This is a genomic window from Pseudorhodoplanes sp., from assembly GCA_032027085.1.
GTDB lineage: Bacteria > Pseudomonadota > Alphaproteobacteria > Rhizobiales > Xanthobacteraceae > Pseudorhodoplanes.
Map to the genome: position 1 here is coordinate 2,145,911 of JAVSMS010000001.1, position 14,916 is coordinate 2,160,826.

Sequence of the window (14,916 nt, forward strand, 5' to 3'; positions counted from 1 at the left end):
GCGGCGCGGGGAAGGGCGGAGACGAAATATGATTATCATCCTATAGGAATAGAGTCAATAGAGGCAGCGGTAAAAGAAGCGTAGGCGTGATCAGGCCTGACGCCGACGGTGGCTACCATTTCCAGACCAGGCTTCCCTTGACCGAATGGTCGCTTACCCGCGTGGAGAATTGGCCGGAATACGTCAGCCCGATGGCGAGGTCCGCTCTGATACCAAGATCAACGCTGGCTTCGACCAGTGCAGAATCGCGAGCAATCGTGACGCCTGCGATATCGAATGGCGTGCCACCGTTGGCAAACGCCATTGTCATCGACGGAGCCAGATCGCCAAAGGCATGGCGCCACCCCAGCGTCCCGCGCGCAGTAACAGTCGCACCGCCGGGTGCTATGCCGGTGGTCGCCGCCCGCGCTCCCAGAGTCGCAAATGTCGCGTGGTTCGATTGGCCCTCCCCGGTGAGTGCAGCAGCCCCACCGGACTCGGCAAAGCCGTCCGTATGCACTTCGACATAGGCGACGTTCGCGAACGGCTCGATTGCCACGCCGCCGGACGACAACGCCACGCCGGCTTCTCCAAACGCCTGCATGCTGCGAGCTTGGTAATTTGCATTCACCATGTTGCTGAAGAAGGACACGCAGCATCCTTCGCCGCCAAGAAAGCCGATGCTTCGACTCGTGGAGATGTCATGCCAAGTGTTCGCAAGGCCCGCACGCAGCCCGACCGCGTGGAATTGTCCGCCGCCATAGAAACCGAGATGATAGTTGTCGAGCGCGGCCGACGAACTGCGCTGATCAGCATGCAGCCGGGAACGACTGTAGCCGCCCGCAATGCCGAGCCGCCATGACTGGCCAAAGGTCGCATCGAGTCCGCTGATGAGGCCTCCGGTCGAATGAGTGAGCGTGGCGGCATTGCCGTCGGCGCCGGCGCGGCCCCAGGCGCCGATCGCCTGCGCCCAGGTGGCGATGACGCGCTCCGCTGGCGAAGGGACTGTTGCGGCCTGTGCTGCAAACGGAGCCGTGAATGCCTCGGCTGTGGCGCCGTAAGCCGACACGGGACCGGCAGGACTGAGTGCCTCAAGCGGGCTGGACCGGCCGCCATAGGGTTGCCGCAGTCGTTCGAACACCGCATCGCGCAGGAGGCGCGACTCGTCGAGCATTGCACTCGCTGCGCTGGCATGAATCTCGCCCGAGAGCAGATCGAATGCCGTGCGAGCCTGTTCTGCGTTGCCGAGCACGACCACGTCGTAGATGGGGTTGCCCGTACCGAGCTGTTCCACCGCGGCTCCGGTTGCGATCTGATTTGGAGTTTGTCCTACGCCGGCGAAAGTGAGGCCGGTGCTGACGATCTGCAGGTACACATTGTTGGCGTCATAGCTCAGGCAGGCGCAAAGGAAATCGGACGCGAAGTCCAATGCCGAGAATGTTCCGATCAGCCCGCCGGAAGCGGTGAGAATGGTGTAAGTCTTGTTCTTAGGATAGTTGCCGGGCTCCGCGATGACGTGCACGGTGCCGGCGAGGGTGGCCGTCCCTGTGACATTCGTGCGATCGTTGCTGGTCGGCGAAATGTCGACTTGGTAAGTGGACGCGGGCGTGAAGCTGAGATTGCCCTGCACACTGAGCGTGCCGATGGGAGGGCCGGGAGCAAGAATGCCGCCATTGATCGACGTCGTGGGCAACGTTCCGGTGCCGCCGATGGTGCCGCCCGAATTGACCGTGAGCCCGCTCGACGGCGCGATCGAGCCGTCGACCAGCAGCGTGCCGCCGTTGACCGTCGTCGCTCCCGTATAGGTATTCACGCCGGTCAGCGTCTCGGTGCCGGCGCTGAGCGTCAGCCCGCCGCCGACGCCGCTGATGACGCCATTGTAGCTGCCCGACGCGCTCGACAGCGTCAGCGTCTGGTTACCGAGCACGACCGAGCTGTTGGCCACGCCCGAGAGCGTCTTGATCGTGGCGCCGGCGGCCGTGGCGGAGATGTCGAAGACGCCCGCTGCATTGGCCACGTCCACGCCGGCCGAGGCCGCGATGCTGCCGGTGCCGGACAAGGCCAGCGTGCCGGTGTTGATCGTGGTCGAGCCGGCATAGGTGTTGGTGCCCGACAGCGTCAGCGTGCCGGTGCCGGTTTTCACCAGCGACCCGCCGGGCGGGCCGACGCCGGTGTCGCTGATGACGCCGCTGACCGTGGTGCTCTGGTTGTTGCCGCCGACGGTGAGTTCGTTGTCGCCGAGCAGGAAATTGCCCGCGCCGGCGATGGAGCCGGCCGAAATCCGGCCGTCATTGGCCGGGCCGCGGCTGGTCGAGAAATTGACCTGGCCGCCGAGGTTGTTGACGATGGCGGCGTTGCCGCCGGTACTGGTGCCGCGGAAATTGAGCGTGCCGTTGTTGGTGATGGCGGCGCTGCCACCCGTGCTGGTGTTGTTGAAGTCGATGGTGCCGCCGACATTGTTGGTGATGTCGGCGCTGCCGGCGGTGGCGGTGTTGAAGAATTCCAGGCTCAGATTGTTGATGATGGTGGCGGAGCCGCCCGTGCTGGTGTTGCGGACATTCAGCTGGTCGTTGTTGGTGATGCTGGCGGTGCCGCCGGTACTGCTGTCGTTGAAATCGGCGACGTCGTTGTTGGTGATGGTGGCGCTGCCGGCCGTGCTGCTGTCGTTGAAGTCGAGGTTGCTGTTGTTGGTGATGACGGCGTTGCCGGCCGTGCTGGTGTCGTTGAAGATTAGGTTTCTGTCGTTGCCGACGGTGGCGGTGTTGGCGATGACGGCGTTGCCGGCGGAGGCGGCGTTGTTGAAAATGAAGTTGTTGTTGTTGTCGATGGTGATGCTGCCGCCGTTCACCACGATGCCGGCGCCGTTGAAGGTGACCCTGCGGTTGTTGGGCGTGGTGAAGGTGTAGTTCGACGCGCCGACGTTGAACGTCCAGCTTCCGATCGTGGTGTTGGCCGAGTTCGTCAGGTTCGTGACGGTCGACACGTCGAAAAACGCGGTCCCGGTCGGCACGCTGCCTGTGGACCAATTGGCGCCGGTGTTGAAGTTGTTGGAACCCGGGTTGAGCAGCCAGGTCGCGTCCTGCGCGGCGGCCGGTGGGGCCGCCGCAATCAGCGCCCACGCTGCAAGTATAACGCGCAATGTTGCCGCGCGCTTCGGTCGCTTGCGTCCGCAGGTGCTCAAGCGCCCTCGCACGCGAAGCCCGCCTCCGGCGTGGCGGATCTTCCAAGCGATCCGACGTGGCGCCGTGGAGCGGACAGAGATTGCGCCGCCGTCTGATGCCGTTTCGCGAGAAAACAAGGGCAGCACCCTGTGCAGCGTCAGCGTGAGTCCTGCGGCCGGGCGTGACTGCAACAATCGGTGCCCACTGCGCCGAGGCGTCAATGGAAGCTGTCAAAGCTAAATTAAATTGTTCTAAATCCGTTTGCCGCACTTGCGTTTCAGGATCAGCATACCACCGCATCAGACTCGCGATTGACCAGCGGGAAGAGACCGCTCGGTTAGATGGTATCCACGGCCCGCTAAGAATCCTTGGTGGTATTTTCAGCAGCGGTGCCGGGCCGAGGGATTACACATCCACCTTCAGCGCGGCGATGAACGCCTCCTGCGGGATGTCCACCTTCCCGTACTGGCGCATCTTCTTCTTGCCTTCCTTCTGCTTCTCCAGAAGCTTGCGCTTGCGGGTGGCGTCGCCGCCGTAGCATTTCGCGGTCACGTCCTTGCGCAGCGCGCGCACGGTTTCGCGCGCGATCACCTTGCCGCCGATCGCGGCCTGGATCGGCACCTGGAACATGTGCGGCGGGATCAGTTCCTTCAGCTTCTCGACCATGGCGCGGCCGCGGCTTTCCGCGCGTGTCCTGTGCACCAGCATCGCGAGGGCGTCGACCGGCTCGGCGTTGACGAGGATCTGCATCTTCACAAGATCGGAAGGCCGATAGTCGGTCAGGTGATAATCGAAGGAAGCATAGCCCTTCGACACCGATTTCAGCCGGTCGTAGAAATCGAACACCACTTCGTTGAGCGGCAATTCGTATTTCACCATGGCGCGGTTGCCGACATAGGTCAGCTCTTTCTGCACGCCGCGGCGGTCCTGACAGAGTTTCAGCACCGCGCCGAGATAGTCGTCCGGCGTCATGATGGTGGCTTCGATCCACGGCTCCTGGATCTCTTCGATCTTCACCACATCCGGCATGTCGACCGGATTGTGAATCTCAATCTGCTTTCCGTCGGTCAGCGTCATCTTGTAGATCACCGATGGCGCGGTCGCGATCAGGTCAAGATTGAATTCGCGCTCCAGCCGCTCCTGGATGATCTCGAGATGCAGAAGGCCGAGAAAGCCGCAACGGAAGCCGAAGCCGAGCGCGGCTGATGTTTCCATCTCGAAGGAGAAGCTGGCGTCGTTCAGGCGCAGCTTGCCCATCGCCGCGCGCAACTCCTCGAAGGCGGCAGCATCGACCGGAAACAGACCGCAGAACACCACCGGGATCGCCGGCTTGAAGCCGGGCAGGGCTTCCGCGACCGGCTTCTTCGCATCAGTGATGGTGTCGCCGACGCGGGTGTCGGCCACTTCCTTGATCGAGGCGGTGAGGAAGCCGATCTCGCCCGGCCCCAGCTCCTTCACTTCCACCTTTTTCGGCGTGAACACGCCGACACGATCGACTTCATAGGTTGCGCCGGTGCCCATCATCTTGATGGTGTCGCCTTCCTTCAGCGTGCCGTCGACGATGCGCACCAGCACGATGACGCCGAGATAGGAATCGTACCAGCTGTCGACGAGCAGCGCCTTGAGCGTCGCGTCGCGGTCGCCCTTCGGCGCGGGCAGCTTGTGCACGATCGCCTCCAGCACGTCGGGCACGCCGATGCCGGTCTTCGCCGAAATCGGAATGGCGTCGGAGGCGTCGATGCCGATCACGTCCTCGATCTGCTGCTTCACCTTCTCCGGCTCGGCGGCGGGCAGATCGACCTTGTTCAGCACCGGCACGATCTCGTGATTGTTGTCGATCGCCTGATAGACATTGGCGAGCGTCTGCGCCTCCACGCCCTGCGAGGCATCGACCACGAGCAGCGAGCCCTCGCAGGCGGCGAGCGAGCGGTTCACCTCATAGGCGAAGTCGACATGGCCCGGCGTGTCGATCAGGTTCAGAATGTAATCCTGCCCGTCCTGCGCGCGGTAATTGAGCCGCACCGTCTGCGCCTTGATGGTGATGCCGCGCTCGCGCTCGATGTCCATCGAATCGAGCACCTGTTCCTTGCCCGCCATCTCGCGCGCGTCGAGGCCGCCGGTGAGCTGGATCAGCCGGTCGGCCAGCGTCGATTTGCCGTGGTCGATATGCGCCACGATCGAGAAATTGCGGATGTTTTTCAGGGGGGCGGTACTCATGGCGGGCAGATAGCACCGGCCATCAGGGGCGGCAAGGCTGCCAAAAACTGCCTCTCCCCGTCACCCCGAGGCGCGAGCGACTGAAGGTCGCTGGCCTCGAAGGGTCATGGTCGAAGAAGGCGGTGCATAGTTGGTGCCGTCATCCTTCGAGGGCGCTTCACGCCACCTCAGGATGACGGATCGAAGCTTAATATCGGTAATGATCCGGCTTGAACGGGCCTTCGACCTTCACGCCGATATACTCGGCCTGGTCGGGGCGCAGCTTGGTCAGCTTCACGCCGATCTTGTCGAGATGCAGCCGCGCGACCTTCTCGTCGAGATGCTTGGGCAGCGTGTAGACCTTCTTCTGATACTTGCCGTCCTTGTTGTGCGCGAAGAGCTCGATCTGCGCCAGCGTCTGGTTGGTGAAGGACGAGGACATGACGAAGCTCGGATGACCCATGGCGTTGCCGAGATTCACCAGGCGGCCTTCCGACAGGAGGATAATGCGGTGGCCGTCGGGAAACTCGATCTCGTCCACCTGCGGCTTGATGTTCACCCATTTCATGTTGCGCAGACCCGCGACATCGATCTCGTTGTCGAAATGGCCGATGTTGCAGACGATGGCGCGATCCTTCATCTGCCGCATGTGGTCGGCGGTGATGATGTCCTTGTTGCCGGTGGCGGTGACGAAAATGTCGGCGCGCTTCACCGCGTCCTCCATCGTGGTCACTTCATAGCCTTCCATCGCCGCCTGCAGCGCGCAGATCGGATCGATCTCGGAGACGAGCACGCGGCAGCCGGCTTGACGGAGCGACGCCGCCGAGCCTTTGCCGACATCGCCGAAGCCCGCGACCATCGCGACCTTGCCGGCCATCATCACGTCGGTGCCGCGGCGGATGCCGTCGACCAGCGATTCACGGCAGCCGTACAAGTTGTCGAACTTGGACTTCGTCACCGAGTCGTTGACGTTGATCGCGGGGAAGAGAAGCTTGCCTTCCTTCTCCATGATGTAGAGGCGATGCACGCCGGTTGTCGTCTCTTCCGAGACGCCGCGGATATTCTTCGCAAGCTCGGCGAACCAGCCCGGCTTTTCCTTCAGCGTGCGCTTGATCAGCGCAAACAGGATCTCCTCTTCCTCCGAACCAGCCTTGTCGAGGAACGCCGTGTCGCCCTTCTCGGCGCGGTAGCCGAGATGCACCAGCAGGGTCGCGTCGCCGCCGTCATCGAGAATCATGTTCGGCGTGCCGCCGTCGCTCCATTCCAGGATCTTGCGGGTGTATTCCCAGTAGTCCTTCAGGCTTTCGCCCTTCACCGCGAAAACCGGAATGCCGGCAGCGGCGATGGCCGCGGCGGCGTGATCCTGGGTTGAATAGATGTTGCAGGAGGCCCAGCGGATGTCGGCACCGAGCGCAGCCAGCGTCTCGATCAGCACAGCCGTCTGGATAGTCATGTGAAGTGAGCCGGCAATGCGGGCGCCCTTGAGCGGCTGCGCGGCGCCATATTCCTCGCGGGTCGCCATCAGGCCCGGCATTTCGGTTTCGGCGATGTTGATTTCCTTGCGGCCGAATTCGGCGAGGCCGATGTCAGCGACGACGTAATCGGAAAAGCCGGCTTTCTTCGCGACTGCGGTCATGTTCTTCGGAATCCTTATGTCTTGAGAGACGCGGCAGGCTCACGCGCGTGCGGACGCGCAGCCCTCGAGCCGCCTTCGGCCCGAGCCTATAGCAGGGGCCGGAGCCGCCTGCAATCCGGATATAAAGATTTCTTTATGTGATTTTCAAAGTGGAGGCTTGATCCTTCTAACCGCCGCCACGGCAATTGTGGTGGACTTTCAGGCGGTTGCGCTGCTTTCCACAGGAAGGCCGGACGCTTTCCATTCCGGGAAACCGTCTTCGAGCCGGTGCACGGTGTAGCCACGCGCCCTCAGCAGGGACACCGCCTCGAACGACAATACGCAGTAAGGGCCTCGGCAGTAGGCGACGATTTCGCGCCCCTTTGGCAGTTCAGCCAATCGCTTTTTGAGTTCGGGCAACGGAATGTTCAGGGCGGACGGCAGATGGCCCAATGCGAACTCCGTTTCCGGCCGGACATCAAGCACGGTCACGAGCCTGTCCCGAAGGCGTTTAATCAGGCCCTTGCGCGTGACAGGTTCCATTGCGTCGCGCGCGCGGAAGTAGGCCGCCATCACGCGCTCGATCTCGGCGGCGTTGCGCTCGCCGACGCGTCCGAGCGCCTTCAGGAGGGCAATGACATCGTCCTCCCCGGCGAGCGAGTAGAGCACCCGCTTGCCATCACGGCGCGTCGCGACCAGCGCGGCGCGTCGCAGGATCTGCAAATGGCGGGAGGCATTCGCAAATGTCAGCCCGGCCTGCGCCGCCAGTTCCTCGACGCTTCGCTCGCCCTGACCGAGATGCTCCAGCAGCTCCAGACGGTGCTGGTGGCCGAGCGCCTGCGCGATCCCGGCAAGACCGGCAAATACCGCCTGTTTAGGTCCAATGCTTGACATCATCTCTCATTCATTCGATCATTCATCATAGCCATTGAATGATATAGAGGGGCGCTCGCGGACGCAAAACAATAACGGCCGCGGACTCGTCGTCGCCTCTGCATGAGCACAACATCTCATGGACACCGAGCACCGCCAAGGCCACTGGCAGCGAACCTACGAAGTGAAGACCGGGCAGGAGGTGAGCTGGCATCAGGATTCACCAGAACCCTCGCTCAGGCTGGTCACCGCCGCGGCAACATCGTTGGCGTCTTCCATCATCGATATCGGCGGCGGAACCTCGTATCTCGTCGATCGTCTTGTGCAGCGCGGATTTCGCAAGGTCTCCGTACTCGACGTGTCTTCCGCCGCGCTCGCCAAGGCGCAAGCGCGTCTTGGTGCACAGGCTTCGGTCGTCGATTGGATTGCCGCGGACATCACGATCTGGACGCCGACGCGCCTCTACGACGTGTGGCATGACCGGGCGACCTTTCATTTCATGGTGACCGAAGCTGACCGCTCCGCCTATCTTGAGCGTCTGAGAGCGGCCCTCGCGCGCGGCGGACATGCCGTCATCGCGACATTTGCTTTGGACGGGCCTGAAAGATGCAGCGGATTGCCCGTGATGCGCTACGATCCGGCAGGCCTCGCCGACACGCTGGGGACGGAATTCACGCTCGTCAGCTCCGAGCGCCATCTTCACCACACACCTGCGGGGTCCGTGCAGCCCTTTCAATTCAGCGTCTTCAGCCGCCGGTTGGACGCTTCATGACCGGCGGCTTACCGCGTGCAGCGCCGCCGATCCTGCGCGCCAAGCACCACAAGTCGGCATCGATGTTCAATCCGGAGAATCTGCTGCGCGAAGCACGCCGCCAGAAGAATCTGCCGGATAGCCCGGTCCCCGAGGTCTGCATCCTCGATCCGGACGGAGATATCGTGCGCCACCTGAGCGCCACCGGACGGGCGCAGCGAGTGGAAGGCTGGGCCTGCTATCATAGCGACATGGTTCGCTTCACGGAGGGCGGGCGCGACTATGGGATCGTGGGCTGTGCTGTCGGTGCGTCCTATGCAGTGCTGCTCGCCGAGCAGATGTTCGTTTCGGGCTGCCGCCTGCTCATCAGCATAACGTCATCCGGACAGATCAAGCGGCTGCGGGAACCGCCTTATTTCATCCTGATCGAACGCGCGTTGCGTGATGAAGGGACGAGCTACCATTATCTGCCTGCCGACAGGGATTACGCGGAAGCCGATCCGGCATTAGTCGCGGCTGTGGCGCCAGCTCTCAAGCAATCGGACACGCCGGTCGAACGCGGAGCCTCCTGGACGACCGATGCGCCATACAGGGAGACGCCTGAAGCCATCGAAGCTGCGCGTGCAGAGGGCATCCTCGCCGTCGAGATGGAGGCAGCCGCGCTCTATGCTTTCGGCGAGGCGCGGAACAAGCCGGTTCTCTGCTTCGCGCATGTGACGAACCGGATGGGGCGGGCCGGAGACTTCGAGAAGGGCGAAGCCAATGGCGCAACCGCGGCTATCACGTTGATTCACGCCGTCGCCAATTGCTGGCTGCGGTCACGATAGAAGATTTGGTTTCGAATGCGGAGCCTGCTTTACGCCGCATGTCCATGGCATGGCTGGGTGGCGTGCGCGGTGCGCAAGCTCGCTTCAGGCCGCAATGGTCTGGCTACCTTTCCGAACTGGCCGGTCTGGCCGGATTTGCCTTGAGCACGCCGGCCTGCTCCAGGGCGGCCGCGGTCTGCTGCATCTTGTTGATCAGTTCAATGGCGGCGGCGGGAGGCAGGACCAGGCGGCAGGCCGGGTAGCGACGGCCGGTCAGCGGCGCGTCCTTCTTCATCTCGTCCATGCGGGTGATGCCGAATTCGATGCGCAGGGTCTGCCCGTCAAAGAAGATGCTGTTGACGGCATCGGCAAAGGTCTCGCCGCATTCGGGCCGGTCGACATAGCGGACGCTGGCGGTCTTGGCGCCGCTGGTTGGCTTGCTGGCGGCAGCCTGCTGCCGCGCGATGGAGTCGGATGTCGAGTTTTTAGGCGTGGTCATGGCAATTCGCTCCCCCAGGAGAAAGCCGGCCCAGTGTTGTGGTTCAGAACTTCGCGTCGCGGCGAGTCCTCAAGCGAGTGCGAATTCAGGACGCCAGCGTTGTTGCTCTTATCTATCCTGAACTGTGCGGCGTGCCAACGGCGACAAGGTATGCGGCGTTCCGGCAGGAACGCCGCAGACTTCAGACATCAGATCACAGCAGCGCCACCTTGCCGCTCGCGAGATCGTAGTTGGCTCCGACCACTTTCACCTTCTTGTCCTGCACTAGTTTCGACACGATCGGTTTCGCCGTCGTCAGCCGGCGTACGCCATAGCGTACATTTTCCTCGATGGAAGCTTGCAGCAGATTGTCGGGCTTGCCGCGTTTAGCGATTTCGACGGCCGGTTTGATATCGCGCACCATCTCCTGCAAATGGCCCGGCAATTTTGCGCCCTCCTTGAGCACCTTGATGGCGGCGCCGACCGCGCCGCAATTGCTGTGGCCCAGCACCATGATCAAGGGCGCGCCAAGAAATTTCACTGCGTATTCAATGCTGGCGAGGACGTCGTCATTGACGAAATTGCCGGCGACACGAACAACGAACAGATCGCCCGGACCCTGGTCGAAGGCGAGTTCGGGTGCGACACGCGAATCCGCGCAACTCAGGATCGCTGCGACCGGATATTGACCTGTCACCCGCGCGGCGCGGCCGGCGGAAAAATCCTTGTTGGCCGCCGTGTTGGCGGCGTAGCGAGCGTTGCCGTCCATGATGCGCTTCAGGGCGTCGTCCGGCGAGATGGCGTTTTGCGGCATCGCGGTTTGCGCGAAGGCGGAAGGAAACGGAGACGCGGCGGCACCGAGCAGCGCGGCGCCTCCCGACAAGAGGCCGCGGCGCGACATCGAGGCAGGCCGGTAACATTCATTGCACATGACTGTTTCCCTGAGTTGCGGCGCCCATCGCCGCAAACGAAGGCGCGCAGGGTGAGCCGTACGCGTTAAGCCCGGGTTATTTTCGGAAGCGAGATTTCCCAATTGCGCGGGAACGTGGGCGAACGATCTGAAATCGCGCCGTCAATCCTCTTCGCCGAAGCGGTCGCCGATCAAGGTGCTGATCGCGTCGATGACTTCGGCGGCGTCCCTGCCCTTGGCCTCGACCGTGATCGAGGTGCCCGGGCCGGCGGCCAGCATCATCAGGCCCATGATGGAATTGCCGCCCACCGTTTCGCCCGCGCGGGTGACCTTCACGTCGGCGTCGTAGCGTTCGACCGTCTGCACGAATTTCGCCGAAGCGCGGGCGTGCAGCCCCTTTTTGTTGGTAATTTCCAGAATGCGGATAATGGCGCCGTCAGAGCCGCTCATTTTCCGGCGAGGACCCGGCTGGCAATGGTGACGTATTTGCGCCCGGCTTCCTGGGCGGCGGCGACCGCCTCCGGCAGCGGCACTTCGTTGCGGACCTTGGCGAGTTTCACAAGCATGGGCAGGTTGATCCCGGCGATGACCTCCACCTTGGGCCGGCTCATGCAGGAAATCGAGAGGTTGGAGGGCGTGCCGCCGAACATGTCGGTGAGCACGGCGACGCCGTCGCCGCTGTCGACCCGCTTGATGGCTTCCACGATGTCTTTCCGCCGCTGCTCGACGTCATCGTCGGGGCCGATAGTGACGGCTTCGATCTGCTGCTGCGGACCGACGACATGCTCGAGGGCGGAACGGAACTCCACGGCGAGACGGCCGTGGGTAACGAGAACAAGGCCGATCATAAAAAACTCCGGCGGGCGCGATGGTTTGCGCCGCACGAAAGGGCGCCATCATGACCATCCAAAAGCCCATTGCAAGGGGCTTTCTGCGGATTGAACCCGCATGCTGCATTGCGGTAAATATGGATGAAGTCCAAATTTTGCGAGCCCGCTGCCTGGCCATTCTGCAGGCCAGACCTTCCAGGCCCGTGTTCCACAGCCCGGCCGGCTCAATTCGTCCGCAAGGCGGCGAGGACAAGAGGCAGGGGCTCGATGCCGGCTGCGACCGCAAGTCGCGCAAGGGGGACGCCTGCAATCGTCGCAGTTTCCGCTTCCGGCTGCGGCAAGCGGTCGGCGTCAAGCGCGGCCAGATCGACAACCCAGCCAACCACGGCGAGTGGCTCGAACGGCAGGCGCCGGATTCCCACACCTCGGACCTCGATCAATCCCTTCAACTGCTCCGGAGGCCGCACCAGCAACTGGCCATTCACGGCCTCCACACAGGCCCGATCGTCGGTCACCAGCCGGGCAAGCGGAAGCAGGCCGGCGACGCCGGCATCAAGCAGCCCCAATACCAGACGCGATTTTCCGGAACCGGCCGGGCCGCGAATGAGCATCGCCCGGGCGCCGATCAGGACCGCCGATGCATGAATGGTGGAACCGGTCACGGTCAGAGCGCCGGCAGGCGCACCGTGAAGCGGGCGCCGAGCACCAACGGAGCCGCGCCGTCATGGGTGGGAACGCCGAGCCGGTTTTCGGCGCGGATTTTGCCGCCATGCGCTTCGATGATCTGCTTGGAGATCGACAGGCCAAGGCCTGAATTCTGTCCGAAGCCCTGGTGCGGGCGATCGGTGTAGAAGCGCTCGAAGATCTTTTCCATTGCGTCGGGCCGGATGCCGGGCCCATCGTCGTCCACCACGATCTCGATATCCTGTTTCAGGCGCCGCGCGGTGACCCGCACATTGCCGCCCGCGGAGGAGAAGGAACGCGCATTTTCGATCAGATTGTCGATCACCTGACCGAGACGCGAATCGTGTCCCGGCGTCATGAAGGCGGATGGCCCGCCGCCTTCGAAGGCGAGCGAGACGGAGATACCGTCATTGTGACGGACCTCGTTCGCGACGCTGACCACCGTGTTGAGCAACTGATGCAGGTCGACGGGTTCGGATTCCTGCCGCTGCAATTCGGCATCGAGCCGGCTGGCATCGGAGATGTCGGAGATCAGACGGTCGAGCCGCCGCACATCATGCTCGATCACCGCCAAGAGGCGAGCCTGGCTTTCCTTGGTCTTGGCCAGCGGCAAGGTCTCGACGGCGGAGCGCAGCGACGTGAGCGGGTTCTTCAGTTCGTGCGCCACATCGGCGGCAAAGCTTTCGATCGCTTCGATGCGGCTATAGAGCGCATTGGTCATGTCGCGCAAGGTGCCGGAGAGATGCCCGATTTCGTCGCCTCGCTTGGTGAAATCCGGAATCTCCACGCGCGAGCGGATGCGCCGGCGCACATGTTCGGCAGCTTCCGCGAGCCGCCGCATGGGGCCCGCGATGGTGCGCGCCAGCAGCATCGACAGGATCACCATCACCGCCGCGCCGATCAGGAAGACCTTGAAAATCGCAAGCCGCTCGGCCTCGACCATCTGGTCGATGTCGGCACCCTGCGTTGACAGCAGGATGGCGCCGCGGATGGCGCGGAATCGCTGCACGGGCGCCGCGACCGATACGATGACTTCGCCGCGTGAATTGATGCGCACCACGCTGGCTTTCTGTCCGGTCAACGCCGCGGCGACTTCCGGATAACCCTTGCCGTTGGCGGCGCCCAATTCCTGGTAGATGGGCAAATCGCCGCGCGCGAGCCATTTGCGGATTGAATTCCATTGCTTCTCGAAGAAGCCGGGTTTTTCGGCGCCGGGCGCCGGCAGATCGAAGCGCAGTACATCGCCGCGGCCATAGAGATTGCGGCTGTCGAGCAGCAGCACGCCGTCATGATCGTAGATGCGGGCGCGCGTGTTGGTCGGCGAAATCAGCCGCCGCAGCACCGGCGCCACGCGTTCAGGATTAATCGGAAACTCGAAATTGTTCGCGGCCTCGTCGGACGGCCCGTAGGATTCGCCGACCTGCAATTCGAGCAGCTTGTCGGGATCGAGCGTGATCGCGTCGGTCTCGACCGTGGCCGATGCGGCAATCGCGCCGGCGATGATATCGGCCTGAACCAGAAGGCTCTGCACCCGCGCTTCGATGAAGAAGGCGCGCGACTGCGACAGATAGAAAATGCCCATCACCAGCGCGAACAGGCCGGCGACGTTGAGAATGACAATGCGGCGGGTCAGACTTGACGACGACTGCCCGATAATCGTCTGCCAATAACGCTGCAAACGCCCGACGCTTTTTTTCGGCGCCTCGGGCGCGGCTTTGGCCTCGGCCTCCGCCTGGGACAGGATTATCTTGGTTCGATCGAGCACGTGCTGGCGTCTGCCCTGCTGTGGTCCGTGCCGCCCCCGTTTGCACGCAAGAGTCGCAGTCTAACGCAAGCCAGTGGAGCCGTCACACCGTCCGTTGCCTGGATCCCGTCCAGACGCTTTTCAGGCTTCCTTGAAGCGGTAGCCCACGCCGTAAAGGGTTTCGATCATGTCGAAGTCGTCGTCGACCACCTTGAATTTCTTGCGCAGCCGCTTGATGTGGCTGTCGATGGTGCGGTCATCGACATAGACCTGATCATCGTAAGCCGCGTCCATCAGCGCATTGCGGCTCTTCACCACGCCCGGGCGGCTGGCCAGCGCCTGCAGGATCAGGAATTCGGTCACGGTGAGAGTGACCGGCTCGCCTTTCCAGGTGCAGGTGTGGCGCTCCGGGTCCATGCGCAGCAGCCCGCGTTCGAGCACCTTGGCGGTGTCAGTCTCGCGCGGCGCGCTGCCGTCCTTCGGGGTGCCGCGGCGGAGGACCGCCTTGACGCGTTCGACCAGCAGCCGCTGCGAGAAAGGTTTGCGGATGAAATCGTCGGCGCCCATTTTCAGGCCGAACAATTCGTCGATCTCCTCGTCCTTTGAGGTGAGGAAGATCACCGGCATGTCGGTTTTCTGGCGCACGCGGCGCAGCAGTTCCATGCCGTCCATGCGCGGCATCTTGATGTCGAGAATGGCAAGATCGGGCGGCGACGACTTGAAGCCGTCGAGAGCAGACGCGCCGTCGGTGTAAGTCATGATCCGATATCCCTCCGCTTCCAGGGCGATGGAGACGGAAGTCAGGATGTTGCGGTCGTCGTCGACGAGAGCGATGGTCGGCATGAGCCCTTTTCCAGTGGTGGTAAAAGAATCCCCGGGCTGTGAAGCC

13 protein-coding genes are annotated in these 14,916 nt (G+C 62.9%); 2 read left to right on the plus strand and 11 right to left on the minus strand.

Annotated elements, in window-relative coordinates; translation table 11 throughout:
* Positions 1–112: 112 nt before the first annotated feature.
* From RO009_10445 to RO009_10460, 4 genes are all read right to left on the minus strand, one after another.
* Positions 113–3,160: an autotransporter domain-containing protein gene (locus RO009_10445; GenBank protein MDT3685447.1), complete on the minus strand. Its 3,048-nt coding sequence runs from the start codon at positions 3,158–3,160 to the stop codon at positions 113–115.
* 385 nt (positions 3,161–3,545) lie between these two features.
* Positions 3,546–5,357, minus strand: coding sequence for a translation elongation factor 4 (gene lepA, locus RO009_10450; protein MDT3685448.1), 1,812 nt, complete (start codon positions 5,355–5,357; stop codon positions 3,546–3,548).
* 187 nt (positions 5,358–5,544) lie between these two features.
* Complete coding sequence (ahcY, locus tag RO009_10455) at positions 5,545–6,972, minus strand: adenosylhomocysteinase (GenBank protein ID MDT3685449.1); 1,428 nt, start codon at positions 6,970–6,972, stop codon at positions 5,545–5,547.
* 198 nt (positions 6,973–7,170) lie between these two features.
* Positions 7,171–7,845 carry a metalloregulator ArsR/SmtB family transcription factor gene (locus RO009_10460; protein MDT3685450.1) on the minus strand — a complete coding sequence of 225 codons (675 nt, stop codon included), beginning with the start codon at positions 7,843–7,845 and terminating at the stop codon, positions 7,171–7,173.
* Between the two features lie 118 nt (positions 7,846–7,963).
* On the opposite strand from RO009_10460, the gene RO009_10465 reads away from it, so the two are divergent.
* Together RO009_10465 and RO009_10470 are read left to right on the plus strand one after the other, a co-directional pair.
* Positions 7,964–8,596, plus strand: coding sequence for a class I SAM-dependent methyltransferase (locus RO009_10465; protein ID MDT3685451.1), 633 nt, complete (start codon positions 7,964–7,966; stop codon positions 8,594–8,596).
* Positions 8,593–9,402, plus strand: coding sequence for a nucleoside phosphorylase (locus RO009_10470; protein MDT3685452.1), 810 nt, complete (start codon positions 8,593–8,595; stop codon positions 9,400–9,402). The genes RO009_10465 and RO009_10470 overlap by 4 nt, the downstream gene beginning before the upstream one ends.
* 103 nt (positions 9,403–9,505) lie before the next feature.
* On the opposite strand, the gene RO009_10475 is transcribed toward RO009_10470, so the two are convergent.
* The 7 genes from RO009_10475 to RO009_10505 all read right to left on the minus strand — a co-directional run bounded on the left by RO009_10475 (position 9,506) and on the right by RO009_10505 (position 14,870).
* Positions 9,506–9,880 carry a hypothetical protein gene (locus RO009_10475; GenBank protein ID MDT3685453.1) on the minus strand — a complete coding sequence of 125 codons (375 nt, stop codon included), beginning with the start codon at positions 9,878–9,880 and terminating at the stop codon, positions 9,506–9,508.
* 193 nt (positions 9,881–10,073) lie between these two features.
* Positions 10,074–10,790: a carbonic anhydrase gene (locus RO009_10480; protein ID MDT3685454.1), complete on the minus strand. Its 717-nt coding sequence runs from the start codon at positions 10,788–10,790 to the stop codon at positions 10,074–10,076.
* Positions 10,791–10,931: 141 nt separating this feature from the next.
* Complete coding sequence (locus tag RO009_10485; protein ID MDT3685455.1) at positions 10,932–11,219, minus strand: HPr family phosphocarrier protein; 288 nt, start codon at positions 11,217–11,219, stop codon at positions 10,932–10,934.
* On the minus strand, positions 11,216–11,617 hold the full coding sequence (locus RO009_10490; protein ID MDT3685456.1) for a PTS sugar transporter subunit IIA: 402 nt from the start codon (positions 11,615–11,617) through the stop codon (positions 11,216–11,218). Before RO009_10490 ends, RO009_10485 begins: the two co-directional genes overlap by 4 nt.
* A 206-nt stretch (positions 11,618–11,823) precedes the next feature.
* On the minus strand, positions 11,824–12,261 hold the full coding sequence (locus RO009_10495; protein MDT3685457.1) for a serine kinase: 438 nt from the start codon (positions 12,259–12,261) through the stop codon (positions 11,824–11,826).
* Between the two features lie 2 nt (positions 12,262–12,263).
* The gene (locus RO009_10500) at positions 12,264–13,961 is read right to left on the minus strand and encodes a stimulus-sensing domain-containing protein (protein MDT3685458.1); all 1,698 of its coding nucleotides are present in this window, start codon (positions 13,959–13,961) and stop codon (positions 12,264–12,266) included.
* 207 nt (positions 13,962–14,168) lie between these two features.
* On the minus strand, positions 14,169–14,870 hold the full coding sequence (locus tag RO009_10505; protein ID MDT3685459.1) for a response regulator transcription factor: 702 nt from the start codon (positions 14,868–14,870) through the stop codon (positions 14,169–14,171).
* Positions 14,871–14,916 lie beyond the last annotated feature (46 nt).